This is a genomic window from Campylobacter insulaenigrae NCTC 12927 (genome assembly GCF_000816185.1).
In the GTDB taxonomy this organism is placed as follows: domain Bacteria; phylum Campylobacterota; class Campylobacteria; order Campylobacterales; family Campylobacteraceae; genus Campylobacter_D; species Campylobacter_D insulaenigrae.
Genome location: NZ_CP007770.1, coordinates 70,604 through 93,449, shown reverse-complemented (window position 1 = coordinate 93,449; position 22,846 = coordinate 70,604). Strand labels below are relative to the sequence as shown.

The following is a 22,846-nucleotide window of genomic DNA, read 5'->3' as shown; positions in this document are numbered from 1 at the left end:
TCATCCCTTTAAGTATTTATCTATTAATTTATAAAGTTCATTTGCAATTTTTGGATCCATTTTTTTTATTTTTTCTTCACATAGAGTAATTTTGTCATTTTTTGCCTTTTTAGCACCTTCTAAACCTAAGAGTTTTATAAAAGAATTTTTATGCGTATCATTATGTGTAGGTTTTCCAGCTTCATTTGCGTCTAAAGTCGCATCAATGATATCATCTTTGATTTGGAAAATTAGTCCAATCAAAATTCCTACTTCGTAAATTTCTTCACATTCTTTTATTTCAAGCTCACAAATTATCGCACCCATTTTTAAACTAGCTGCTATTAATCTTGCAGTTTTATGAATATGTAAAAATTCAACCTCATCTAAAGTTAAATTTTTATCTTCAAAATAACAATCAATAGCTTGACCTATAATCATTCCATTAAGCCCAGCATTAAAAGCTAGTGTTTGAACTAACTTAACCTTTATCTCATCTTTTAAATCAAGTTTTGAAAGTAGTAAAAAAGCTTCAGTATTTAAAGCATCTCCTACTAAAATAGCTGTAGTTTCATCATATTTTTTATGTAAAGTTTCTTTACCTCTACGCAAAAAAGCATTGTCCATAGCAGGTAAATCATCATGTATTAAAGAATAAGTATGAATAAATTCCAAAGCCAAAGCTGCATTTAGAGCCTTATCAAGTAAAGTAGGATTTTTAGCATTAACTATACCCAAAAGAAGTTGTGCCCTAAAATGTTTTCCACCAGCTTCTAACATCCATTTTAAAGCATCATTAAAAAATGGATGAAAATTTTGTACTCGTGGATAATTTTGCTCTAAATGCTCATTAAATTTAGCAAGTATCACTTATTAAGCCTTATAAAAAAGTCAAAATATCCTTTATTGATTTGTTCTAAATTATTATTTTGTGCTGAAGGCATATTGGTAGCTTTTCTTGAAATTAAAATATCAAAAGAATTTTCTTGCATTAAGATATTTTGAAATTCGTTCATATTATGCATTTTGTGATTATTTACTCTTAATATTTTATCTCCTACCAAAAAACCAGCCATTTGTGCTTTTGAGTTAGAACTTACCTCTATAACATTCATTTTTGTATCTACGCGTAATCCTAAATTACTATAAAAAGAAGTTGGTTTTGCAGGAGCAGCCTTTTTTGGCTTTGCATAGATTCCTAAATCTTTATCAAAAACCATAGTAGAGATATTTAAATCTTCATTATCTCTTAAAACATTAAAGTACAAAGTACTTCCACGATCAGCAAATAAAATTTTTTCATTGAGTTTTCTTATATCATCATATGGCTCTCCATCAACTGCAATCAACTCATCATTAAGTAAAAATTGTCCGTTTTTACGAATTTTTTTAACATAAATTTTTCCATCACGCATTTCAAAATCTACCCCTATATCACCCCAATATACATCAGGATATTTCATAAAATGCTTTAAATAGCGATTGCCTATTAATTTACCATTATCTAAAGTGATGCCAAGCATTTTGCAACATGGTGAATTTAATTCTCCTATTTTAGTTTCAAAATCAAGCTGATCTCCTTCAGTTAAATTTTGACCAAAATACTTTAAATGACCTATGTAACTTTTATTATCATCTAAAATACCCACCCAATTACTACGCGTAAGCTCTTCTTCATTGGCCATAGGTGCAGGAATTAAACTAAAATCTGTTTTTACTAGATATAAATTTAAAAATGGGTCATATTTAGTATATTTGTTTAATTTTCCATCTTTTGTTTTTACCACTGCTAAAGTATTTTCATCTAAAGCAAAGGCAGGTAAGCCCTCATAAATCAACATACTTGCTTTATTTTTTTGATAACACCCCAAAAAATCATTAAAACTCGGTCTTGGAATAGCAAATAAAATCCCAACTAAAGTTAAAATACATACTATAATTCTCATATAACTCCCATTCCGCTAAATAAATTACTAGCCATTGACTTTTTATTTTGTTCTACCATTTTAAGCACATCGTTAATCCCAGAAATTAATAAAATTTGCATAGATTCTTTATCTTCTAACAAAGAATCATCTATATCTATGTCAATAATTTCACCTTTTCCATTGGCACTTACCTTTACAAGACCACCGCCACTTTTTGCACTAAATTCTTTTTTTAAAGCTTCTTGCTCTAATTCATTTGCTTTTTCTTGAGCTTTAGTTAAAAGCTCTCCCATTTTTGAAAAATCCATATTTTCAAACATTTATTTTCCTTCTTTTAATATCTCTAAAACTACTTCTTTATCATTAAAAGGATATTTAACTCCTTTAATTTCTTGATAATCTTCATCACCTTTTCCTAAAATTACCACAAATTCATCATTTTGTTGTAATTTCAAAGCTTGCGTGATAGCTTGCTTTCTATCACATTCTACAAACACATTTTCATCTTTTTCTATGCCACTTAAAATATCATTAACAATATCCATAGCTTCCTCTGATCTAGGATTATCGCTTGTGATGATAAGTTTTTTAGCATAATGTTTTGCTACTCTTGCCATTAATGGACGCTTGCTTTTATCTCTATCCCCGCCTGCTCCAAAAACTACAATCAAGTCTTTATATCTTAAAGCATCAAGAACTTTTTCTATGCCATCAGGAGTATGTGCAAAATCTACTATCACATTTTTAGCTACAACTTGCATTCTACCTTCAATACCACCAAAATTACTAATGGCTTTTTCAAGCTCATTTAAATTTGGCTTTACAAGTTCATTTACACAAGCACTAGCCGCTAAAAGATTATAAAGATTAAAAAGTCCTACTAAAGAAGAATCTATCAAAAAAGTTTCTTTACCAAAATTTACCACAGCTTCGATGCCATGCTTTAAAGCATAAGCTTTTATATGATAAAAACTTGGATTTTCTATCCCGTAAGTAAAAGCATTTTTTACATTAAATTTAATAGCTTTTGCATCTTTGTTGATAAATTTCATACTTTCATCAGTAAAAAAACTTTCTTTAGCTTTTTGATAATTCTCAAAAGTTTTATGAAAATCTAAATGATCTTGAGTAATATTAGTAAAAATTTTAGCCTTAAATTTAAGCCCTTCAATACGATTTTGCACAAGAGCATGAGAGCTAACTTCCATTATCAAAAAATCACATTTTTCTTTGCTTGCTAAAGCTAAAAATTCTAAAGTTTGTAAAATAGGAGTCGTAGTTAAGCCTTTTGGATAAATTTTTTTATCATTAATAAAACTTCCCCTAGTTCCCATTAGAGCACATTTATATCCTAAATCAAGCAAAATAGAATAAATCGCTCCAGCGGTAGTTGTTTTGCCATTAGTGCCACTTATACCGATGAGTTTGATATTTTCATCTATTTTTAAAAGTCTTTTACATTCTTGTATATTAATAATCTTTACTTGTTTTTCTAAAGCTTGCTGAATAAATCTTTCATTTTGCGTAGTTTTTAAAAAATAGCATTGATATTCGCATTTGCTGGAATTATCCGTGATAAAAGTATCATTTACTTTAACTATCACAATAAGCCTTTTAATTTTTCACTTAGTTTTATAAAACGATAATTAGAATAAAAATGCGGTGATACATCTTCCATATAAGCTACCAACATATCTTTGTATCCGTATTCTAAAAGTTTTTCTAAAAAATCCACAAAATCTTCTTTATCATCTATAACGAGTTTATTGGAAATTATAACATTTTCTAAAGCTTGTTTAAATCCCACTTCTTTTTCACTTAGTAAAAAATCTTGATAACTCAAACCCTCAAAATCTTCACTATTTTCTTCAAACTGCACACTTTGACTTAAATTTATAAGTTTTTCTAAATCAGTATCTATTTTTGTATTTTTATAATTTTGTAAGAAAAATTCAAAAAATACAAAAGCTTCATCTGGGCTTTGTAATGCTAAATCACAAATGTTTATAAAGGTTAGCAGTCTTTTGTTTTTTCTTTTTTGATAAGCTAAAGAAAAATACATTTTAGCATTTTTAAAATCTTTATTATAAAAGCACTCAATAGCTATTTTTTTATAATTTTGCAAATTCGCTTTCTCCACCTGCTAAATTTACTATGCTTATATCAGGGTGTATATCGATTTTTAATTGTTTTTCTAAACCATATTTTAAAGTAGTGCCGCTAGATGGACAACCATTACAAGCACCTGTTAATTTTACATAAACGATGCCATTTTTAATACCTAAAAAATCAAGTCCCCCGCCATCACTTTCTAAAATATGCATAGTTTTTGCTAAGCTTGCTTTCACAGGTTCTATTAATTCCTCATCGCTAAAAGGCATATTCATAAAATTTTTCCTTTTATTTTTATTTTATCTTATTTGGCTTTAAAAAATGTAAATTATTGTTTATTTTTAACTTAGATTTTCTTTAATTTTTATTTTTTTTAATATAAAATTTAATAAAAATTATAGGATATTTTATGCAAAAACGCACGCAAATTCAAGGTTTAGACAAATTAAAACTCATCATTATACTAGCATTTTTATCAGCCATAGCTCCTTTATCGACAGATATGTATTTGCCTGCTTTAAATGAAGTAGAAAAAAGTTTTCAAACAAATTCTTTTTACACTCAGTTATCTTTAGCAAGCTTTTTTATAGCTTTTTCTTTAGGTCAGCTTTTTTATGGACCATTAAGCGATGTATTTGGTAGAAAAAAACCTTTGTATATAGGGCTTTTTTTATTTATCTCTTCAAGTATAGCTTGTGTGCTAGTAGATTCTATCCATGTTTTTATAGCCTTGCGTTTTTTCGAAGCCTTAGGAGGTTGCGTGGGAGTAGTAGTTGCAAGAGCTATTGTCAATGATTTATTTGAACTCAAAGAAGCTGCTGGAATTTATGCTTTGATGATGGTTTTTACTTCTTTAGCTCCTATGCTTTCACCAACTTTTGGGGGAATTTTATTGCAATTTTTTTCATGGAGAAGTATATTTTTTACTCTTTTTATTTTGGGATTTGTATTGTTTTTATTGGTAATTTTTGTTTTAAAAGAAAGCAATCACAACACGCAAGGTAAAAAATTCAATCACAAAGAAGTTTTAAAAAGTTATAAAATCACTTTAAAAGATCGTCGTTTTAATGTATATTTGTTATGTGGAAATTTAATATTTGCTGGATTTTTTGCATATTTGACAGGTTCATCTTTTGTTTTTACAAGAGTTTTTGAACTTAGCGAGCAACAATACGCTGCACTTTTTGGAATTCATGCTTTAGGCTTTTTAATATCTGCTAAAATTAACGCAAAAATGGCACTTAAATATTCTCCATACTACATACTTCCTAGAGCTTTAATAGCCATCACTTTTTTGACTTTTTTACTCATTATAGGCGCTACTTTTGATTTAGGATTTTTTGCTTTTGAACTTCCTTTAATTTTTATCATCGCTTCTTTAGGATTTATCTTGCCAAACACCACAGCTTTAGCAATGTCTAGATCAAAACAAAACGCAGGAAGCGCTTCGGCTCTTTTAGGCTCAACTCAATTTGCAATGGCAGGGATAATGGCTTTTGTAGTAAGTGTTTTAAATGCTAATACACCTATTTTATTAGCAATAATTTTAGGCATTTGCACCTTTTTAGCTTTAACTTCTTATCTTAGCTTGATAAATAAAAGAAAATTAAATAAATTAATTAGAAGATTAAGCGTGAGAAATCACGCTTAATTAAGCAATATTTTTGAAAAGATTCATTAACTATATCGCATATTTGTCAAAAAACTTTATATCGCAGTAATTTAAATCAATGAAATTTAAAAAGTTAAGATTTGTTATTAATTCTTATTTTATCTTGTCGATATGACAATCATGCTACCCACTCCTTAAGGCAAAAAAAGAAGTGAGTTAGCAATAGATTGAAGGCCAAGGCTATCAAGTATTACAAGATTACCATGATAACCTTGTAAAGCTTGAAAACCAAGGCTTTTAAAGCCTTGGAAGTTATTGTTTTAATTGAAGCAAAGTATTTAAAAGCTGATCACTTGTAGTGATTGTTTTAGAACTTGCTTGATATCCTCTTTGTATAACTATAAGCTGAGTTAAAGAACGACTCAAATCCACATTTGACATTTCTATAGCAGAAGATTTTAAGCCTCCTCTACCGCCTTCACCTGCGTGACCTATAGTAGCCGTTCCTGAATTTGCTGTAGCTTTGAAAAGATTACTACCCATTTCTTCAAGACCCATATTATTTGGGAAAGTTGCAAGTGCTACTTTAGCTAAAGCTAGAGTTTTACCATTAGTAAATTCTCCATACACATAACCATTTTCATCTGTTCTTAATGCATCTGGTTTTAAATTTCCCCCTGTGTAGCCATCTGTTTCTTGCTTTGTTGTAGCTGAATCTTTATCATAACTTGTTAAGCCATCAAAAGCCCCTGTTGTTCCAAAATCAAGTTTTACTACTTGGTTTGGTTTTGAGCCGTTATTTCCTGTAAAATTTAAAACATTTGGAGTATAGCTTTGAAGTGAGCCATCATTACCAAATCTTAAATTTCCTACTACTATATTTCCTGGTGCACCATTACCAGCAAAATTAATCTGTGCAGGTTCAGGTACTGATATGATGATAGACCATTCAGCTCCACCATCAGCAGTTTTTACTTGCTTTGTAAATTGCACTGTTAATTCATGCTTACTTCCTAATGAGTCAAAAATTTCTATACTAGCAGTATGAGCTGAAAGATACATATCTTGAGAGAATTTTTCATCTTTTCCGGCATTAAAATTTCCATCAAAAGCACTAAACATGGAAGTAAATTTGTCATTTGTAGCTATTTTATTAGTTTCATTAGAATAGCCGGTAACTTTAAAAGTCATATCTTTAGCACCAGGATCATTAGGATTTACTATTTTAAATCTACCATCTTTTTCTACTGTTACTTTTACATTAGCATTTTCATCAGCGCCAACACCCGCACCAGCTACCCAGTTTTGTATTTGTCCATCCCCATTATAATCTACTGCAAATCTAGCATCTCTTTGCATTAATTCTCTTAAATCTTCAGTAGTATGGAAGGTTCTTTGACCATTAGCTTGAGGCATATTTGCATTTTGTTGTTGCTGTGCATTAGGATCTGGATTTGGACCTATATCTACATTATTGGTGCTATAAATATATTCATGTGCTGTAACAACTTGTCTATTCATTACAGCATTAGTATTACCAGCCCCAACAATTCCAAGCCAAGCTCCATTACGACCACCATTTGCTACATGCGCTACAAAGTTAGCTTGTGTTGGAGCACCACCACCAACTATAGGTAAATTTCGAGTAGTTACTTGTGCTCCTGCATTATTATTTGGTCCAATTTGAATATCAATATTTTTAGTTTTCCCTGTAGTTCCTATATCATTTTTATTTGTAAAAGTTATTTTTCCACCTACTATAGAAGCAGTTACACCAGTTTCAGCTGTCTTAGCATTAATAGCATTGATGAAAGTATCCTTACCTACACCTGTAGCTTGAATATGCGTTCCGTTTATAGTAATATCTAAAGTAGCTGAAACAGGTTGTCCATTAAAATTATAACCCCAAAAAGTATAATTTCCATTTTGCCATTTTGCAACATCATCAGGTAAATCAGTATTCATCGTAATATTAGAAGTATGTTTAGCATCTTGGTAGCTTACCCACATACCCTGACCATCGCGTAAATTTAAGCCCTCACCTTGAGCATTAAACACTACACCCATATCCACACCCTTTTCAGTAACTTGTGCTCCTGTTTTAGATGAAGTATAAAATTCTGTATGACCCGTATCATTTTCATTTATATTTGTTCCTGTATCTTCTCTCATTCCATGAGTTGAGTCAAGTGCAAATATAGGGCGTTTAGCTGAAGCATTCGCACCTAAAGTGTTACCACTATCAAGATTTGCTGTGAGTTTTACATTAGAACTAGCTCTAGCAGGCATACTCATACCAGGTGGTATCACTATATCTTCTACTGATTTAGAAGAATCAATCTGACCTGTTTCTTGATTATAATTCCAGCCTTGAACTGTGTAGCCGTTATTATCTACGAAATTTCCTACAGCATCAGTTTTAAAGTCTCCTGAACGAGTAAAAAACTGAGTTACACCACCATCATTAGATACGACGAAGAATCCATCTCCATTTATAGCTAAGTCTGTATTTTTATCTGTAGTTTGAACATTACCTTGAGAATGAATTCTAGTAGTAGAATTTACACCTGTACCAAGTCCTACTTGCATAGGATTTTTACCACCTAAATTTCCATCTGGAGCGGTTGCTATCTTCGAAGTTTGACTCATAAGTGTAGAAAAATCTGCACGAGAATATTTAAACCCGAAAGTATTAACATTGGCTATGTTGTTTCCCTCTACATCCATAGCGTATTGGTGTGCTTGAAGTCCTGAAACTCCAGACCATAGAGACCTCATCATAATTGAATCCTTTAAAAAATATTGTTTTTGTGAAATATCACAATTTCTATTGCTTAGCAAAATCAAAGCAATAAGTGTTCCAAAAATGTAGCAAAATGTTAAAAAATGAATACTTATTTTATAAAATAAACATAGCAAATTAATCTAAAAATAGTGTTTTGATGAAAATTAAAATAAATATACTTAAAACAACGAAATGTTAAATTGTATTATATGAATATAAAGTTTTTAAAAAAATACTCGATATAGTTGGTGAATCTTTTCAAAAATATTGCTTAATTAAGCGTAATTTTCACGCTTAATTTTTATTTCTTTCTTTTAATTTAGCAATCACATCATTTAAACTCAAATTTGCATCGGCTAGCAAAACTTCTAAATGATAAAGCAAATCTGCTGCTTCGCAAATAAGTTCATCTTTATCTTTAGCCATAGCTGCTAAAGCTGTTTCAACTCCTTCTTCACCGACTTTTTGAGCTATGCGTTTAGTGCCTTTTGAAAAAAGTTCAGCTGTATAGGAAGAATGTGAAGAAGAATTTTTTCTTGAGTAGATGAGTTTTTCAAGGCGTGATAAAAATACAAAATCAGCCCTTTTAGAAAGTTCTTCAAAACAAGAAATACTACCTTTGTGACAAACTTCTCCACAAGGTTTTACAAGCACTAAAATACAATCTTTATCACAATCAAGCCCTAAATCTATGATATTTAAAAAATTACCACTTTCCTCACCTTTCATCCACAAACGCTTTTTAGTGCGTGAGTAAAAGACAACTTTTTTATGTTTGAAACTTTCTTTTAACGCCTCTTGATTCATAAAGCCTTGCATTAACACTTCACAACTTTGATAATCTTGCACTATCACAGGCACTAAGCCATCAACCTTTTGCCAGTTTATACTTTTTATAAATTCTACTTCATTATTTATCATAGCTTTTTCCTAAATGCGAATTTGCAAACCTTGCTCTTTTAAAAAAAGTTTTAATTCTTTTATATCTATAAGTTTTTTATGAAAAATTGAAGCAGCTAAAGCTCCATCTAAACCTAATTTAAAAGCGTCTAAAAAATGCTCTTTAGCTCCTGCTCCACCACTTGCTACTAAAGGCACAGGGCAAATTTTTCTTACTAAGGCTAATTGTTCTAAATCATAGCCTTTTTTCATACCATCTTGATTCATCATATTTAGCACAATCTCACCTGCACCAAGCTCACAAGCTTGTTTGATCCATTCTAGAGTTTTTTTGCCACTATGATGGGATTTACTCTCATCGCCTGTGTATTTATAAACTAAAAGCTCACCATTTTCATCTTTAAAGGTATCTACTCCCACCACAACACACTGCACGCCAAAGCTTTTTGCAAGATGTGAAATTAAATCAGGATTATTTAAAGCAGGGGAATTAATAGAAATTTTATCTGCTCCATTTGCTAAAAGCTCTTTTGCATCATCTTCGCTTTTAATACCCCCTGCAACACAAAATGGTATGGAAATATTTTGAGCTACCTTACTTACCCAAGTCCTATCCACACGCTCATTTTTGGCTGAAGCAGATATATCATAAAATACAAGTTCATCAATGCCATTTTGTGAGTAAAATTTAGCAAGCTCTATGATATCTCCCATATCTTCGTGATTTTTAAACTGCACGCCTTTTACAACCCTACCATCTTTTACATCTAAACAAGCTATTATGCGTTTTGCAAGCATTCTTTAGCCTCCTTTATGCTAAATTCATTATCAAGCAAAGCCTTACCTACTATAATACCACTTACTACGCCATTTAAATTTTTAAAATCTTGCAAACTTGCCACACCTCCGCTTGCTTGTACGCTTAAATGTGGAAATTTTTCTTTTAAACTTTTGTATAAGGCTATATTAGCTCCGCTCATAGTGCCATCTTTTGAAATATCTGTACATAAAAGATGCTTTAAATTTTTATAAAATTTTAAAAGTTCAAATAAACTTTCATTACTCCTTTTACTCCACGCATCTGTGCTTACAAAAAATTCATTATTAACACTAAGACTATCAAGCGCTAAAACTATGTTTTCTATACCAAAATATTCTAAAAGCTCTTGAGTAAATTTCTTATCTTTAACAGCTAAAGAACCTATTACGACTCTTTTAATACCACAATCAAATAAAGCTTTTATTTCATCTTTAGTGCGTATGCCTCCACCTATTTGTAAATTGACTTTAACATTTAAAGCTAATTTTTCTATGAGTTTTAACTGCCTTTTGCTAGGATCTTTTGCTCCGTCTAAATCTACTAAATGAAGCCACAAAGCACCCTGAGCTTCGTATTCTTTAAATTTAGCTAAAGGATCATAAGAATACTCTTGTTTTTTAGCATAATCACCTTTATAAAGTCTTACTACTTTGCCATTGATTAAATCAAGTGCTGGAATGATTTGAGTTTGCATTTTTACCTACATTTGTATGAAATTTTTTAACAATACTTCGCCTGCTTCACCACTTCTTTCAGGATGAAACTGCACACCATAAAAATTGTCTTTATTTAAACTTGCACTAAATTTAGTAGAATACTCACACTCTGCTATGGTATAAGCATTTAAACTCACACAATAACTATGTACAAAGTAAAAATAAGCCCCATTTAAGCCTTTAAAAAGTTCGTGCGAGCTAAAAACTTGATTCCAACCCATATGCGGGAAAGTATAATTTGCTTTTTCTTCAAATTTTTGCGTTTTAAAAGGTATGATATTAAGTGTTTTTTGATGCAATTCTTCTGAAAATTCTCCTAAAATTTGCATACCTAAACAAATACCTAAAAGTGGTTTTTTGGTATTTTGTATAAAATTTTCTAAATCGAGCATTTTTAAATTATACATAGCTTTTGCTGCTGTACCAACACCTGGAAGCAAAAGCTTATCAGCTTGCGAGAGTTCTTTTAAATCATGAGTGATAATACTTTCTTGATTTAAACGCTTTAAGGCAAACTGCAAGGAAGCCAAATTCGCACAACCTGTATCTATAATGGCTACTTTCATATCACTCCTTTAGAGCTTGCTAGGTTTTCATTTTCTATTTTTATAGCCATTTTTAAAGCTCTTGCAAAGGCTTTAAAAAGTCCTTCTGCCTTGTGATGATCGTTTTTTCCTTTTACTTTTAAATGCAAACTTGCTCCCATAGCATAGCTTAATGAATAGAAAAAATGTTCTATCATTTCAGTGCTTAATTCTCCAAGTTTTTCTTTTTTAAATTTAGCCTTATAAATTAAATGCGGTCGGTTGCAAAAATCAATAGCACAACTTGCTAAGCACTCGTCCATAGGTAGAGTAAAACCATATCTTGCAATGCCTATTTTATCACCTAATGCTTTTTTTATAGCCTCGCCTAAAGTAAGTGCTATATCTTCTACACTATGATGCTCATCTATCTCTAAATCTCCTTTGCATTTGAGTTCTAAAGAAATATTTGCATGTGTAGAAATTTGCTCTAACATATGATCAAAAAAAGCTATACCTGTATCAATATCACTTTTTGGAGTATCATTAAAAGCTAACTTTACTTGAATTTGTGTTTCTTTTGTATTGCGAGTGATATTTGCATTTCTAAAATGCTTTAAAATATACTCACAAATTTGCTCCCAATTAAAATCAATTTTGTCATATTTTAGACCTTGAATTTGAAGATTTTTAGCTAAAAGCATATCGCTTTGCCTATCACCAATCACGAAACTTTGATTTTTATCAAAAAGCTCATTTTTAATATAGTTTTCAAGCATAGCAGTTTTTGGTTTTCTACAAGCACAATTTTCATGTTCAAAATGCGGGCAAATAAAAATATCTTTAAATCCTATGCCACAACTCTGAAAAATATTTAACATTTTTTTATGAGGAAGTTCAAAAGAATTTATAGGAAAAGAATCTGTTCCCAAGCCATCTTGATTAGTTATCATAACAAATTTAAAACCATAATTTTTAAGCTTTAAAAGTGCATTAATAGCACCTTTTTCAAATTCAAGTTTCTCTAAAGAATCTATTTGAAAATCACTTTTTGGCTCATCAATTAAAGTTCCGTCTCTATCTATAAATAAAATTTTAGATTTCATTTTAAGCTTTCTAATCTTATGCTTACGGCATTTTTGTGAGCATCAAGTCCTTCAGCTGCTGCTAAAATTTCCACTATAGGTCCAAGTGCTTTAAAGCCTTCTTTGCTAAGCTCTTGCACTGTCATTCTTTTCATAAAATCAGCAAGTCCTAAAGAAGAATAAGCTTTCGTTAAACCATAAGTTGGTAAAACATGATTTGTTCCACTTGCATAATCACCCATAGACTCAGGAGAATACTCACCTAAAAACACTGAACCTGCGTGCAAAATTTTATCAAGTACATAATGAGGATCTTGGGTATGGATTATCAAATGTTCTGGAGCGTATTGATTTGAAATATCTATAGCATTTTTTAGATCTTTTGCTATGATGATTTTGGAATTTTCTATGGATTTTTTTGCAATTTCTTTTCTAGAAAGCTTTTCAAGTTGCAAAAAAACTTCATCGTAAACATTTTTAGCTAAATTCTCATCTACACACACTAAAAGTGCTTGAGAATCTACCCCATGCTCAGCTTGAGAAAGTAAATCAGATGCTATAAATTTAGCATTAGCCTTTTCATCGGCTAAAACTAACACCTCTGAAGGTCCTGCTTGCATATCTATAGCTACGCCGTTATTATTTACTTGCTTTTTTGCTTCAGTTACAAAAGCATTACCTGGACCAAAAATTTTATCTACTTTTACTACACTTTGAGTACCATACGCAAATGCAGCTATGGCACCTGCACCACCCATTTGATAAACTTCATCTACATCGCAAAGTTTTGCTACAAAAGCAATAGCTGGATGCAATGGTGCAGGTGAAGCTAAAGCTATATGCTTACATTTTGCGATTTTTGCTGGAATTGTAAGCATCAAAGCAGTAGAAAACAAAGGTGCTAATCCTCCTGGTATATAAAGTCCTACTTTTTCTATGGCTCTAGTTAATACTTTACAAGTTACTCCTTCAAAAGTTTGCACTTGTATAACTTCACCTTCTTGGGCTTTGTGAAATTTATATATATTTTCATAAGCTATTTGAATGGCCATTTTTAACTCATCATCAACTTTGGAAGCTAAATTTTCTAACTCATCTTGAGTTAATTTTATAGCATCTAGTTTTGTTTTATCGAATTTTAAAGCCATCTCTTTAAGGGCTTCATCGCCTTTTTCCTTGACTTCTTTGAGAATACCTTCAACTATAACCTTAACTTCTGCATTAGCACTCATAGCAGGACGCTTTAAAGCTTGTTCTTGTTCTTTAGAGTTTAGATTTTGAAATTTTAATATCTGCATATTTTTCCTTAAGAGAGCATTTTTTCTATAGGCAAGACTAAAATGGCAGTTGCCCCTTCTTTTTTTAAAGCTTCCATAGTTTCCCAAAAAAGATTTTCTTGGCTTACCATATGCAAAGCAACTCTTGCTTTATCGTTTTCCAAAGGTAAAATTGTAGGTTTTTCAACACCTGGCAGTAAGGCTGTAATTTTTTCCAACTTTTCAATAGGTGCATGTAACATAATATACTTTGACTCTCTAGCTTGTATCACACCATTTATACGTATAAGTAATTTATCTATTAATTCTTGTTTTTGCGAAGTTAGTTCTTCTTGTTTTTGCACAATACAAGCTTTAGATTTATAAATTACCATAACTTCTTTTAATCCATTAGCTTTTAATGTAGCTCCACTTGAAACTAAATCACAAATTCCATCAGCCAAATTAGCACTTGGAGCGACTTCAACCGAACCTGTAAGCATACAAGTCTTATATGGAATATCATTTTCTTTCATAAAACGTCTTAAAAGCTGAGGATAAGAAGTAGCTATGCGTAAATTTTTAAAACTTTCTATACCTTTATACTCGATATTTTCTGGCAAAGCAAGCGACAATCTACATCCACCAAAATCAAGCTTTTTAAGCATTTTGTATTCTGATATTTCGTGCTTTGATTTTCTTTCTAATTCATTTTCTTCTAAAACATTTTCACCTACTATACCAAGATCAACAACTCCATCAAAAATAAGTCCTGGTATATCATCATCTCTTACTCTTAAAAGATCAATAGGTAAATTTGTAGAAAATGCGATTAAGCTTTGATCATGTATGCGAAGTTTTACACCTATAGATTCAAGTAAAGCAATAGAATCTTTACTTAATCTTCCTGATTTTTGTATAGCGATACGTAATCTTGAATTTTCTTGCATTTTTTCCTCTTTTTGTTAGAATTTTAATCTTAGCAAAAAAAGGATAAAAACACAAAGTATAAAAAGAAGTTTCAGCCTTAAAAAAGGCTAAAATTAAGCTACAAACTCAATAAATGCCATTTCAGCGGCATCACCACGACGAGTTCTAGTTTTAATAATTCTTGTATAACCACCATTTCTATCAGTATATTTTGGTGCTATTTCTGTAACAAGTTTATTAGTAGCTTCTTTATCTTGTAAGCTTGCAAATACAGCTCTATGTGCATTAAAGTCACCTTTTCTTGCACGAGTAATTAATCTCTCAACATAACCTCTTAATTCTTTTGCTTTAGGTAATGTTGTTTCTATTTTACCAGCCTTAATAATAGCAATGGTAAGATTTTTTAATAAAGCAGCACGATGAGTTGAAGTGCGGCCCAATTTTCTATATCCATGTCTATGTCTCATTGATTATCCTTCATTTTGTGCTTTTAATTCTGTAATTTTTACTCTTAGTGTTTCTTTAGCACTATCACTAAGACTTGTACTTCCTATAGGAAAACCTATAGATTCCATAACGCTTTTAATCTCATCAAGAGATTTTTTTCCTAAATTTTTTAAATCAGCAAGTTCACCTGTGCTCATTAAAGCAAGTTCGCCTATATAAACAACATTTGCTTTTTCTAAGCAATTATAACTTCTAGCACTTAAGTTCAAATCAGTGATATTTTGAAGTAACTTCACATGTTCTACTTCATTTGCTGCAGTTTGATTTGTCACTACATTCTTTGCACTAGCTATTTTATCAAACACTGATAATTGTTTATACATAGCTTCTAAAGCATTTTTAAAGGCATCACTTGGAGAAATTTGTCCATCAGTTGTGATAGTAAAAACAACTTTTTCATAATCAGGATTATCTTCAAAAAGCACTTTTTCTATATCATAAACTGCATGTTTTACGGGAGTAAAAAATGCATCAAGTGCTATAAATTCAGGATTTAAGAAATTTTGAATTTCTTCAGATGGAACATATCCTATACCTTTTTCTATAACCAAAGTAAATTCTAAATCAGCATCTTCATTGATAGTTGCAAGATAGCTATCTAAATTTACTACTTCAACAATATCATTGTTTAAATCTTTACCAAAAATTTCCTTTGGTCCTTTAAAATTAAAAGTAATAGTTTCTTTTTCAGAATCAGTTTTTAATTTAAATCTTAATTTTTTTAGATTGATAATAAATAGTGCTACGTCCTCTAACATTCCACGCATACTATCAAATTCATGCGACACGCCTTTGATCTTTACACCAGTTGGTGCATAACCTATAGTGCTAGAATAAAGCAAACGACGTAAAGGATGTGCTAAAGTAATGGCATAACCTATTTCAAAAGGCCAAGCACTTACTTTTGCAATCGTATCACTGATATTTTCAATACTAAACTCTGTCGGTGTATAAGCAGAAGTTGTAATATGTCTCATATCAAATACCTTTATTATTTAGAGTACAACTCAACGATAAATCTTTCCTCAACTGGAATGATCACTTCTTCTCTCTCAGGTTTTCTTGTAAAAATTCCAAATCTTTTATCTTTTTCTACATCAACCCAAGCAACTATGCCAGTTTGAGCTGTAAGCTCGATAGCTCTTGTAATTTGAGGATTATTTTTGCTTTTTTCTATCACCTCAATTTTTTGACCTGCTTCAACTCTATAACTTGGAATATCAACTCTCTTACCATTTACTAAAATATGTCCATGAGTTACAAGCTGTCTTGCAAAACGACGAGTTGTAGCAAATCCCATTCTATAAACAACATTATCAAGTCTTTGTTCTAAAAGTTGAATCAAAAGCGCACCCGTATTACCATCTTTTCTTGCAGCTTCAGAAAATAATCTTCTAAATTGTTTTTCACTAACGCCATACATAAATTTAGCTTTTTGCTTTTCTCTTAATTGAAGTCCATATTCACTAATTTTTGCTTTTCTTTGTCCATGTTGACCTGGTGCATAAGGGCGTTTGTCTAAAGCACTTTTACCTGCTAATCTTCTTTCGCCTTTCATTGCTAAGCTTACGCCAAGTCGTCTTTCTAATTTTTCTACTGGTCCTCTATATCTTGCCATAATATTCTCCTAAAATCTTCTATCTTATTCTTAGACACGACGACGTTTTGGTGGTCTACAACCATTATGAGCTAATGGAGTTATATCTTTTAAGAAAGTTACTTTAATACCTTCCATAGCTCCTACACTTTTTACCGCTGTCTCACGACCACTTCCTGGTCCTTGAACTTTAATACCTACTTCTTTAATTCCATGTTCTTTCGCTTTATTTAAAGCATCTTCAACTGCTTGTTGTGCTGCATAAGGAGTTGATTTTTTAGAGCCTTTAAATCCTAAACCACCTGCACTGCTCCAAGCTATGGCATTTCCCATTTCATCTGTAACTGTTACCATGGTATTATTGAAAGTTGCACTGATATATACTATACCTTTTGCAATATTTTTCTTAACTACTTTTTTCTTAACTACTTTTCTTTTTGCCATTTTTTATCCTTATGATTTTGCACCAACAGTTTTTCTCTTACCTTTTCTTGTTCTAGCATTTGTTTTAGTTTTTTGCCCACGAACTGGTAAGCCTTTTCTGTGTCTTAAACCTCTAAAGCTTCCTAAATCCATCAATGCTTTGATATCCATAGCAACTTGTTTTCTAAGATCACCTTCAACCATATAGTTTTCTTGAATTTCTTTACGAATAGCAGCAGCCTCATCTTCGCTTAACTCATGAACTCTCTTATCATAAGAAATTCCAGTTTTATCTAAAATTTTTCTTGAAGTATGCAAACCTATACCATATATATAAGTTAAGCCATATTCAACTCTTTTTTTCTTTGGTAAATCCACACCTGCAATACGAGCCATAAATTATCCTTGTCTTTGTTTGTGTTTTGGATTTTCGCAAATAATGCGAACAACGCCTTTACGACGAACTACTTTGCATTTGTCACACATCTTTTTAACAGATGGTCTAACTTTCATGCCTCACTCCTGTATTGTAAATTCCACTTTGTTTTTTACAACTGCATCAGGTTTTTTGAATAACCAACTATTTTCAAAATAAGTGGTGATTTTGAAAATACTTCTTCATACAGTTTAATTGCAATTTCTGCAAAAGTGCTAATGATAGCTTAATTTTGCTTTTAAATAACTTAGACTATTTATATCTAAAAGTTATACGACCTTTGTCAAGGCTGTAAGGGGTAAGCTCTACTTTAACTCTGTCACCAGGCATTATCCTTATATAATGCATACGCATTTTACCAGCAATATGACAAAGTATTATGTGCTTATTATCCAATTCAACTTTAAAAGTTGCATTCGGCAAAGCTTCAACTACATTACCATCTATCTCGATAACATCATCTTTTGCCAATGTTTCATCCTCCTTTCAAAAAATAAAAGTGGATATTCTAGCATATTTATTCTTTATTATATTTTTAATACCTATTAATATCTTAAAATATAAATTTACAAAATATTATTTTGATAAGATATCCGCTTTGCCATTAATAATTGCAACACAATGCTCATAATGTGCAGTATTTAAACCATCTTTACTTCCTGCCTCCCAATTTCCTTTTAAGTGGATTGGAGTACCATCTTTTTGGCATATCATAGGTTCGATACAAAATACCATTCCATTTTTTATTTTAGGACCGCTTTTTGCACTAGCCCCATTTTCAAGATAGTTTGGAATTTCGGGTTCTCCATGAGGTTTTCTTCCTATGCCATGACCACAATATCCCCTCAATGGAACAAAGCCTCTTTTAGTAATAAATTCACCAAGTGCATAAGAAAGTTCTTTAAAACGCATTCCTTCTACAATAATATCAATAGCATAACACAAAGCATCTTTTGCACAAGCTATCAAAGCCTCATCTGTAGCTGAAATTTTGCCTATAGGGATAGTTCTTGCAGCATCTCCATAAAAACCATCTATGCAAGTACCTACATCAAGACCTAAAATATCACCTTCTTTTAAAATTCTATCATCTCCTACTCCGTGAATACAAGCTTGATTTAATGAAATACAAATTGTTCCTGGAAAGCCATATAAACCTTTAAATGAAGGTTTAGCTCCATGTTTTAATATAAATTCATCTGCTTTTTGATCAATATATTTTAAACTCATACCAGGCTCTATAATGCTTTCTAAATAATCTAAGGTCCTAGCTACAAGCTCATTTGCTACGCGAAGTTTTTCTATTTCAACAGGTTTTTTAATTTCTATCATAAATCATTCCTAATTTTTTCAGAAATTTAACATTAATAGACTTTTAAAAGAATTAAGAAAAAATCTTAGAAAATCTAAGATTTTAGCAAACATTAGTAAGGTTAGTAGCTAAACCACCAAGGGAAGTTTCTTTGTATTTTGAATTCATATCTTTACCTGTTTCATACATAGTCTTAATAACCTCATCAAGACTAACCTTAGGTGTAGATTTTCTACTCATTGCCATTCTAGCAGCTGATATAGCTTTAATGGCTCCAAAAGCATTTCTTTCTATACAAGGAATTTGAACTAAACCAGAAACTGGATCACAAGTTAAGCCTAAATGATGCTCCATAGCAATTTCTGCAGCATTGCAAGATATATTCGCATCATAACCCATAACCGTAGCCATAGCACCCGCAGCCATAGAGCTAGCACTTCCAATTTCTGCTTGACATCCAGCTTCAGCGCCACTTATACTAGCATTTTTTTTATAAAAAGATCCTATCAACATAGCAGTTAATAAAAAATTTATAGCTTTTTCATCGTTAAAGCCAATGGTATGATTTTTCAAATAAAGCATCACAGCCGGCACTACTGCACACGCTCCATTAGTGGGAGCAGTTACCACTCTAGCACCACTTGCATTTTCTTCTGCAATTGCTATAGCATACAAAGAAATAAAATCAATAATTCCCAAAGGATCGCTTGTCATAGCTAAACGTTCGTTAAGTCCTTTTGCACGACGTTTTAAGTGTAAATTTCCAGGAAGATAGTCCAAATTTGGATGGATACCATTATAATATACTTCTTGCATCACTTCCCAAATTTCTAAACAATATGCTCTAATTTCTTCCTTAGTGTGAAATTGCAATTCATATTCATAGGATAACTTTGCCAAATCCCAAGATTTTTCTTCACAAATTTGCAAAGCATCACTTGCATTATTAACATCTAATTCTAATTTAGCATACTTTTGCTCATGTATTCCATTTTTGTGTTTTGAAAGCTCATTCTCACTCATAACAAAACCACCGCCTATAGAATAATAAATTTCTTCAACAACAAGTTCATTGTTTTCATTGTAGGCACTAATTTTCAAACCATTTTCATGTAAAGGTAAAAATGCTTTTTCAAAAATTAAATCTTTATCATAATCAAAATGAAGTTCTTTTTTAGCATTTAAGATTAAAATTTTATCTTGCAAAATTTTATTAAAAACACGATCTTGCAAAGCAGCATTAAGCTCTTTAGCTTTTAAACCACTTAAACCCCATATGATAGCTTTATCACTTAAATGCCCTTTACCAGTTAATGATAAAGAGCCATAAAGGCTAACTTGAATTTTTGTAATTTGCGTGATTTTATCTTTAATTTTCTCACAAAACATATTTCCAGCTAACATTGGTCCTAAAGTATGAGAGGAAGAAGGACCAACACCCACTTTAAATATACTTAAATTACTACTCATCTAATAAAACCTCAAAAAGTATAAATCACGGTAATGATGGTTAAAATTCCTGTTATAAATACAAAAGCATCTAAAGCTTTATTTTGGAATTTTTTCATTTTAGAGACAGTGTAAATAGCAATCATTGGCATCAAAAATAATATTGCAGCTATGATTGGCCCTCCAAGACTTTCTATAAAACCTAATATACTTGGATTTACATAAGCAGTTACCAACATCACAATATACATAATTAAAGTTGAATAAACCGCAATTTTTTTCAAATCAGGATTTTCATTGCCTGTTAATTTGCAACACTTTCTTACTATACCATAAGCACCCTCTCTAGCACCAAAATAGTGTCCAAAAAATGAACTTGAAATCGCTAAAAATGCAATCAATGGTCCACCATAAGAAATAAAAGGATTATCAAGTTTATTGGCAAAATAAGAAAGCACAGGTATATTTTGAGATCTTGCATCAGCCAATTCTGCTGGTGTTAAAGAAAGCACACAAGAAACCACAAAAAACATTACAAAAGCAAGCAACATTACAGAAGTTCTAAATAAAATTTGATTTGCTTTTTGTACTGAATTATCAGGATAATGTCTCTTTATATTTAATGAAAAAGTAGAAATGGCAGGAGAGTGATTAAATGAAAACACCAACACAGGCAAAGTAAGCCAAACTATAGTGATAAATTCTTTAGTTTGTGGGATAGCACTAAAACTTTCAAAAGACCATTGTGGTATAAGATATAAAGAAAACAAAAATAATATAGTACATAAAGGATACACAAGCCATTCGCAAACTTTAGTAATTAATTCTTCACTAAAAAGCATAATAAGCATAAAAATACTTACCAAAATAAAAGCAAACATCGCTCTATAAAATGGTAAAAGATTCGCTACTACCTTACCAGATTCTGTTACATTAGTCTCATACATCAAACGAATAGTATTTGCTAATGAACCTTCTGTATCTAATAATGGTAAAAATTGATGATATACAAAACTTTCAAAGGTATTTGTTATACCTACACAATATGCCAAACAAATTGGAAAAATAGCAAAAAAATAGAGTATAGAAATAAAAACACTAATTTTTCTACCAAAATATTCTTCGGCAGCATGAGTAATATCTTTGTCATGTCCATTAGCCTGACAAACAAAACGACTCAAAGCTCTATGACTTAAATATACCATAGGAAAAATAATTAATGCCATTACGACAACTGGCCAAAATCCACCAATACCTGCTTTTATGGGTAAAAATAAAATTCCCGCACCAACTGCAGTCCCAAAAAGAGAAAGCATCCAACGCGTATCAAAAGAATTCCATTTGAGTTTATCCACATTTTCTCCTTGATTAAAATAATAAAAAAAGTTTTTTCAAATTAAAAAAACTTTGTATATTATTTTATAAATATGCCCTTGAGTAATTTGGCATTATCTTTTCTCTTTCATTTAAAACAACTGCTGCTTCATTAGCAAAATTTGGATTTTGAAGCAATTTTCTACCATAACACACCAAATCACAAACTTCACCTAAAAGTAAAGCCTCTCCTTCACTAGCACTATTTATCAATCCTACGCATGCAACTGGAATATTTAAAATTTCTTTTAAAGCTTTAGCATAAGGAGCTTGATATAGTGGCGCAATATGTGGCATCAAAGAAGGTTTGTTTATATTTCCTCCTGCTGAAACATCGAGCATATCAATACCTAGTTCTTCTAAAATCAATGCTAGTTTTTTGCTATCTTCTAAATTCCATCCATCTTCTTGCCATTCAGTAGCTGAAATTCTCACAAATAAAGCAATACCAACTTCTTTTTTAATACGTTTAACAATATCACATAAAAGCCTTATTCTATTTTCAAAGCTACCACCATATTCATCTTCTCTTTTATTAGATAAAGGTGATAAAAAAGAGCTTAGTAAATATCCATGTGCACCATGAAGCTCAATTGCATCATATCCTGCCTCTTTAGCTCTTTTTGCACTTTTAACAAATTCTTCTTCAATCTGAATAATTTCTTCCTTGCTTAGAACATGAATTTTAGAAAATTTTTCACTAAATGCTATGTTGCTTGGAGCTTTTCCTATAGCATTTATACAAGAATTTTTACGACCACTATGGTTGAGTTGAATAGCTATTTTTGATCCAAAATAATGACATAAATTTACAAGTTCTTTATGTCCTTTGATTTGCATATCACTCCAAAGACCTATGTCATTATCTGCAATTTTTGCATTTTCATTAATGGCTGTAGCTTGAACTATTATAAGCCCAACTCCACCCAAAGCTCTAGCTCCATAATGAGTCAAATGAAATTGATTAATTTGACCATCTACAACTTCTATCTCATACATATCCATAGGAGGCATAACAATACGATTTTTTATATCAAAACTAGAAAAATTTAACCTACTCAATAGTAAAGACATCAATACCTTTTTAAAACATTTTCCGTT

General features: G+C 31.2%; 26 protein-coding genes. 1 reads left to right on the top strand and 25 read right to left on the bottom strand.

The annotated features are described in order from the left end of the window. The 6 genes from CINS_RS00545 to CINS_RS00520 are packed head-to-tail and all read right to left on the bottom strand — an operon-like array spanning position 1 to position 4,288. Positions 1–849 (bottom strand): geranyl diphosphate synthase / farnesyl diphosphate synthase, encoded by an 849-nt coding sequence (locus CINS_RS00545; protein ID WP_039648944.1) that lies wholly within the window; start codon positions 847–849, stop codon positions 1–3. After that, positions 846–1,925 (bottom strand): DUF7488 domain-containing protein, encoded by a 1,080-nt coding sequence (locus CINS_RS00540; RefSeq protein ID WP_039648942.1) that lies wholly within the window; start codon positions 1,923–1,925, stop codon positions 846–848. Before CINS_RS00540 ends, CINS_RS00545 begins: the two co-directional genes overlap by 4 nt. Beyond that, on the bottom strand, positions 1,922–2,227 hold the full coding sequence (locus CINS_RS00535) for a YbaB/EbfC family nucleoid-associated protein (protein WP_039648940.1): 306 nt from the start codon (positions 2,225–2,227) through the stop codon (positions 1,922–1,924). Before CINS_RS00535 ends, CINS_RS00540 begins: the two co-directional genes overlap by 4 nt. Further along, positions 2,228–3,511 carry a UDP-N-acetylmuramoyl-L-alanyl-D-glutamate--2,6-diaminopimelate ligase gene (locus CINS_RS00530; protein ID WP_039648938.1) on the bottom strand — a complete coding sequence of 428 codons (1,284 nt, stop codon included), beginning with the start codon at positions 3,509–3,511 and terminating at the stop codon, positions 2,228–2,230. It abuts the gene before it with no gap. After that, the gene (locus CINS_RS00525; RefSeq protein WP_039648937.1) at positions 3,508–4,032 is read right to left on the bottom strand and encodes a hypothetical protein; all 525 of its coding nucleotides are present in this window, start codon (positions 4,030–4,032) and stop codon (positions 3,508–3,510) included. The genes CINS_RS00530 and CINS_RS00525 overlap by 4 nt, the downstream gene beginning before the upstream one ends. Then, positions 4,019–4,288: a NifU family protein gene (locus CINS_RS00520; RefSeq protein ID WP_039651254.1), complete on the bottom strand. Its 270-nt coding sequence runs from the start codon at positions 4,286–4,288 to the stop codon at positions 4,019–4,021. The genes CINS_RS00525 and CINS_RS00520 overlap by 14 nt, the downstream gene beginning before the upstream one ends. A gap of 140 nt (positions 4,289–4,428) precedes the next feature. On the opposite strand from CINS_RS00520, the gene CINS_RS00515 reads away from it, so the two are divergent. Then, the gene (locus tag CINS_RS00515) at positions 4,429–5,670 is read left to right on the top strand and encodes a multidrug effflux MFS transporter (protein WP_039648934.1); all 1,242 of its coding nucleotides are present in this window, start codon (positions 4,429–4,431) and stop codon (positions 5,668–5,670) included. 273 nt (positions 5,671–5,943) lie between these two features. Here the strand turns inward: CINS_RS00515 and flgE are convergent, their stop codons facing one another. The 19 genes from flgE to CINS_RS00425 all read right to left on the bottom strand — a co-directional run bounded on the left by flgE (position 5,944) and on the right by CINS_RS00425 (position 22,819). Next, complete coding sequence (flgE, locus tag CINS_RS00510) at positions 5,944–8,412, bottom strand: flagellar hook protein FlgE (RefSeq protein ID WP_039648932.1); 2,469 nt, start codon at positions 8,410–8,412, stop codon at positions 5,944–5,946. A 298-nt stretch (positions 8,413–8,710) separates the two neighbouring features. Beyond that, a complete protein-coding gene (gene hisIE / locus CINS_RS00505) occupies positions 8,711–9,337 on the bottom strand; it encodes a bifunctional phosphoribosyl-AMP cyclohydrolase/phosphoribosyl-ATP diphosphatase HisIE (protein ID WP_039648931.1) in 627 nt (208 codons plus the stop codon). Between the two features lie 9 nt (positions 9,338–9,346). Continuing rightward, the gene (gene hisF, locus CINS_RS00500; RefSeq protein ID WP_039648929.1) at positions 9,347–10,114 is read right to left on the bottom strand and encodes an imidazole glycerol phosphate synthase subunit HisF; all 768 of its coding nucleotides are present in this window, start codon (positions 10,112–10,114) and stop codon (positions 9,347–9,349) included. Further along, on the bottom strand, positions 10,096–10,830 hold the full coding sequence (gene hisA / locus CINS_RS00495) for a 1-(5-phosphoribosyl)-5-[(5-phosphoribosylamino)methylideneamino]imidazole-4-carboxamide isomerase (RefSeq protein WP_039648927.1): 735 nt from the start codon (positions 10,828–10,830) through the stop codon (positions 10,096–10,098). Before hisA ends, hisF begins: the two co-directional genes overlap by 19 nt. A gap of 6 nt (positions 10,831–10,836) precedes the next feature. Further along, positions 10,837–11,418, bottom strand: a complete 582-nt coding sequence (hisH, locus tag CINS_RS00490) for an imidazole glycerol phosphate synthase subunit HisH (RefSeq protein ID WP_039648925.1) — start codon at positions 11,416–11,418, stop codon at positions 10,837–10,839. Further along, positions 11,415–12,482, bottom strand: coding sequence for a bifunctional histidinol-phosphatase/imidazoleglycerol-phosphate dehydratase HisB (hisB, locus tag CINS_RS00485; protein WP_039648923.1), 1,068 nt, complete (start codon positions 12,480–12,482; stop codon positions 11,415–11,417). Before hisB ends, hisH begins: the two co-directional genes overlap by 4 nt. Next, positions 12,479–13,759, bottom strand: coding sequence for a histidinal dehydrogenase / histidinol dehydrogenase (locus CINS_RS00480; RefSeq protein WP_039648921.1), 1,281 nt, complete (start codon positions 13,757–13,759; stop codon positions 12,479–12,481). Before CINS_RS00480 ends, hisB begins: the two co-directional genes overlap by 4 nt. An 8-nt stretch (positions 13,760–13,767) precedes the next feature. After that, on the bottom strand, positions 13,768–14,667 hold the full coding sequence (gene hisG / locus CINS_RS00475; protein ID WP_039648919.1) for an ATP phosphoribosyltransferase: 900 nt from the start codon (positions 14,665–14,667) through the stop codon (positions 13,768–13,770). Positions 14,668–14,760: 93 nt separating this feature from the next. Next, positions 14,761–15,114, bottom strand: a complete 354-nt coding sequence (rplQ, locus tag CINS_RS00470; protein WP_039648917.1) for a 50S ribosomal protein L17 — start codon at positions 15,112–15,114, stop codon at positions 14,761–14,763. 3 nt (positions 15,115–15,117) lie between these two features. Further along, positions 15,118–16,131 carry a DNA-directed RNA polymerase subunit alpha gene (locus CINS_RS00465; RefSeq protein ID WP_039648915.1) on the bottom strand — a complete coding sequence of 338 codons (1,014 nt, stop codon included), beginning with the start codon at positions 16,129–16,131 and terminating at the stop codon, positions 15,118–15,120. Positions 16,132–16,145: 14 nt separating this feature from the next. Beyond that, positions 16,146–16,772, bottom strand: a complete 627-nt coding sequence (gene rpsD, locus CINS_RS00460) for a 30S ribosomal protein S4 (protein ID WP_039648913.1) — start codon at positions 16,770–16,772, stop codon at positions 16,146–16,148. 30 nt (positions 16,773–16,802) lie between these two features. Beyond that, on the bottom strand, positions 16,803–17,195 hold the full coding sequence (gene rpsK, locus CINS_RS00455) for a 30S ribosomal protein S11 (RefSeq protein WP_012660844.1): 393 nt from the start codon (positions 17,193–17,195) through the stop codon (positions 16,803–16,805). A gap of 9 nt (positions 17,196–17,204) precedes the next feature. Further along, positions 17,205–17,570, bottom strand: coding sequence for a 30S ribosomal protein S13 (gene rpsM, locus CINS_RS00450; RefSeq protein WP_039648911.1), 366 nt, complete (start codon positions 17,568–17,570; stop codon positions 17,205–17,207). Positions 17,571–17,573: 3 nt separating this feature from the next. After that, positions 17,574–17,687, bottom strand: coding sequence for a 50S ribosomal protein L36 (gene rpmJ, locus CINS_RS07715; protein WP_002781429.1), 114 nt, complete (start codon positions 17,685–17,687; stop codon positions 17,574–17,576). Positions 17,688–17,862: 175 nt separating this feature from the next. After that, entirely contained in the window at positions 17,863–18,081 is a 219-nt protein-coding gene (gene infA / locus CINS_RS00445; RefSeq protein WP_039648909.1) for a translation initiation factor IF-1, read from the bottom strand. Positions 18,082–18,186: 105 nt separating this feature from the next. Then, entirely contained in the window at positions 18,187–18,942 is a 756-nt protein-coding gene (gene map / locus CINS_RS00440; RefSeq protein ID WP_039648907.1) for a type I methionyl aminopeptidase, read from the bottom strand. Positions 18,943–19,024: 82 nt separating this feature from the next. After that, positions 19,025–20,392 carry an L-serine ammonia-lyase gene (locus CINS_RS00435; RefSeq protein WP_039648905.1) on the bottom strand — a complete coding sequence of 456 codons (1,368 nt, stop codon included), beginning with the start codon at positions 20,390–20,392 and terminating at the stop codon, positions 19,025–19,027. Between the two features lie 11 nt (positions 20,393–20,403). Then, positions 20,404–21,687 (bottom strand): L-serine transporter, encoded by a 1,284-nt coding sequence (locus CINS_RS00430; protein ID WP_039651253.1) that lies wholly within the window; start codon positions 21,685–21,687, stop codon positions 20,404–20,406. A gap of 103 nt (positions 21,688–21,790) precedes the next feature. Further along, positions 21,791–22,819, bottom strand: a complete 1,029-nt coding sequence (locus CINS_RS00425; RefSeq protein WP_039648904.1) for an oxidoreductase — start codon at positions 22,817–22,819, stop codon at positions 21,791–21,793. Positions 22,820–22,846: the final 27 nt, after the last annotated feature.

Excerpts from the sequence above, each read along its gene's own strand:
- CINS_RS00480 (WP_039648921.1), bottom strand. The coding sequence starts at position 13,759 with ATGCAGATATTAAAATTTCAAAATCTAAACTCTAAAGAACAAGAACAA.
- flgE (WP_039648932.1), bottom strand. The coding sequence starts at position 8,412 with ATGATGAGGTCTCTATGGTCTGGAGTTTCAGGACTTCAAGCACACCAA.
- CINS_RS00520 (WP_039651254.1), bottom strand. The coding sequence starts at position 4,288 with ATGCCTTTTAGCGATGAGGAATTAATAGAACCTGTGAAAGCAAGCTTA.
- CINS_RS00425 (WP_039648904.1), bottom strand. The coding sequence starts at position 22,819 with ATGTCTTTACTATTGAGTAGGTTAAATTTTTCTAGTTTTGATATAAAA.
- rpmJ (WP_002781429.1), bottom strand. The coding sequence starts at position 17,687 with ATGAAAGTTAGACCATCTGTTAAAAAGATGTGTGACAAATGCAAAGTA.
- CINS_RS00515 (WP_039648934.1), top strand. The coding sequence starts at position 4,429 with ATGCAAAAACGCACGCAAATTCAAGGTTTAGACAAATTAAAACTCATC.
- rpsK (WP_012660844.1), bottom strand. The coding sequence starts at position 17,195 with ATGGCAAAAAGAAAAGTAGTTAAGAAAAAAGTAGTTAAGAAAAATATT.
- CINS_RS00540 (WP_039648942.1), bottom strand. The coding sequence starts at position 1,925 with ATGAGAATTATAGTATGTATTTTAACTTTAGTTGGGATTTTATTTGCT.
- map (WP_039648907.1), bottom strand. The coding sequence starts at position 18,942 with ATGATAGAAATTAAAAAACCTGTTGAAATAGAAAAACTTCGCGTAGCA.
- hisH (WP_039648925.1), bottom strand. The coding sequence starts at position 11,418 with ATGAAAGTAGCCATTATAGATACAGGTTGTGCGAATTTGGCTTCCTTG.
- CINS_RS00430 (WP_039651253.1), bottom strand. The coding sequence starts at position 21,687 with ATGCTTTCTCTTTTTGGGACTGCAGTTGGTGCGGGAATTTTATTTTTA.
- rpsD (WP_039648913.1), bottom strand. The coding sequence starts at position 16,772 with ATGGCAAGATATAGAGGACCAGTAGAAAAATTAGAAAGACGACTTGGC.
- hisG (WP_039648919.1), bottom strand. The coding sequence starts at position 14,667 with ATGCAAGAAAATTCAAGATTACGTATCGCTATACAAAAATCAGGAAGA.
- CINS_RS00535 (WP_039648940.1), bottom strand. The coding sequence starts at position 2,227 with ATGTTTGAAAATATGGATTTTTCAAAAATGGGAGAGCTTTTAACTAAA.
- hisA (WP_039648927.1), bottom strand. The coding sequence starts at position 10,830 with ATGCAAACTCAAATCATTCCAGCACTTGATTTAATCAATGGCAAAGTA.
- rplQ (WP_039648917.1), bottom strand. The coding sequence starts at position 15,114 with ATGAGACATAGACATGGATATAGAAAATTGGGCCGCACTTCAACTCAT.
- hisF (WP_039648929.1), bottom strand. The coding sequence starts at position 10,114 with ATGCTTGCAAAACGCATAATAGCTTGTTTAGATGTAAAAGATGGTAGG.
- rpsM (WP_039648911.1), bottom strand. The coding sequence starts at position 17,570 with ATGGCTCGTATTGCAGGTGTGGATTTACCAAAGAAAAAAAGAGTTGAA.
- CINS_RS00465 (WP_039648915.1), bottom strand. The coding sequence starts at position 16,131 with ATGAGACATATTACAACTTCTGCTTATACACCGACAGAGTTTAGTATT.
- hisB (WP_039648923.1), bottom strand. The coding sequence starts at position 12,482 with ATGAAATCTAAAATTTTATTTATAGATAGAGACGGAACTTTAATTGAT.
- CINS_RS00435 (WP_039648905.1), bottom strand. The coding sequence starts at position 20,392 with ATGAGTAGTAATTTAAGTATATTTAAAGTGGGTGTTGGTCCTTCTTCC.
- hisIE (WP_039648931.1), bottom strand. The coding sequence starts at position 9,337 with ATGATAAATAATGAAGTAGAATTTATAAAAAGTATAAACTGGCAAAAG.